The sequence below is a fragment of the Parendozoicomonas verongulae genome (assembly GCF_009711465.1).
Classification (GTDB): domain Bacteria; phylum Pseudomonadota; class Gammaproteobacteria; order Pseudomonadales; family Endozoicomonadaceae; genus Sansalvadorimonas; species Sansalvadorimonas verongulae.
On sequence record NZ_SMME01000386.1, the window covers coordinates 1 to 709 of the forward strand.

The following is a 709-nucleotide window of genomic DNA, read 5'->3' on the forward strand; positions in this document are numbered from 1 at the left end:
AGGTTATGCTCGTTGCAAAGGCTTGCAAATACCTCACGGCTTTGGCTTATCCTGATGGTTGCTCTCGCTATTGTTGTTGAAGCGAGTACAGATAAACAAGTGAGTAGCTGCACTCTTGTTTTGCCGTCAGGTGAAGGGGGAGCAGATATCATCTCAACAGGCCGTATCCACGCATCATCACCCGTCATTCAGCCTTTGAACGACACATTTTGTGTATCGGGCCCGGAAAATAGTCTGGTCTGCCAGGGGGGGGAGAGCCCATCAAAAATCAGGTTGCTACGCCAAAACAAGGAAACCTTTGGGCTGATAGATGAGGGTTCTATCTACTCCGCAGCTCCCGGCAAAGTTCATTCTCCGTCAGTGACAGATGACGTGATAATAACAGGTGAATTCGTTGATGGGTTTCGATAACTTTTGACTCTGATATCAACGCTTGGGAAATTCACTGTCGGAAAGTTGTCAAACAAGAGATTGAAGAGGTTTATGATACTGCATCAATAGCCCTGGATGATTTGGACTACGGTAGCCCTGTACCAGAAGTAGAAGTACTGAGCCAAAACGAGGAGGGGACAGTTCGTCGAGGACAGCGGAACACCACCTGCCCCTGCGGCACCACCTTCGCTACAGTCGGCCTGCTTAACTCTCACCGCCATTGCAGCCGAGAGGCCCGGTGCAAGGCGCAGTGGAACACCACCTGCTCCTGCGGTGC

The 709-nt window shown here is 50.8% G+C and carries 2 protein-coding genes; one reads left to right on the forward strand and one right to left on the reverse strand.

Translation table 11 applies throughout. The annotated features are described in order from the left end of the window. Positions 1 to 411, forward strand: a 411-nt coding sequence (locus tag E1189_RS24460; RefSeq protein WP_230459878.1) for a hypothetical protein, incomplete at its 5' end; no start/stop codon positions are given. Positions 412 to 494: 83 nt separating this feature from the next. Here E1189_RS24460 and E1189_RS22405 read toward each other — a convergent pair. After that, a partial coding sequence (locus tag E1189_RS22405) for a hypothetical protein (protein WP_196220884.1) occupies positions 495 to 709 on the reverse strand: 215 nt, incomplete at its 5' end.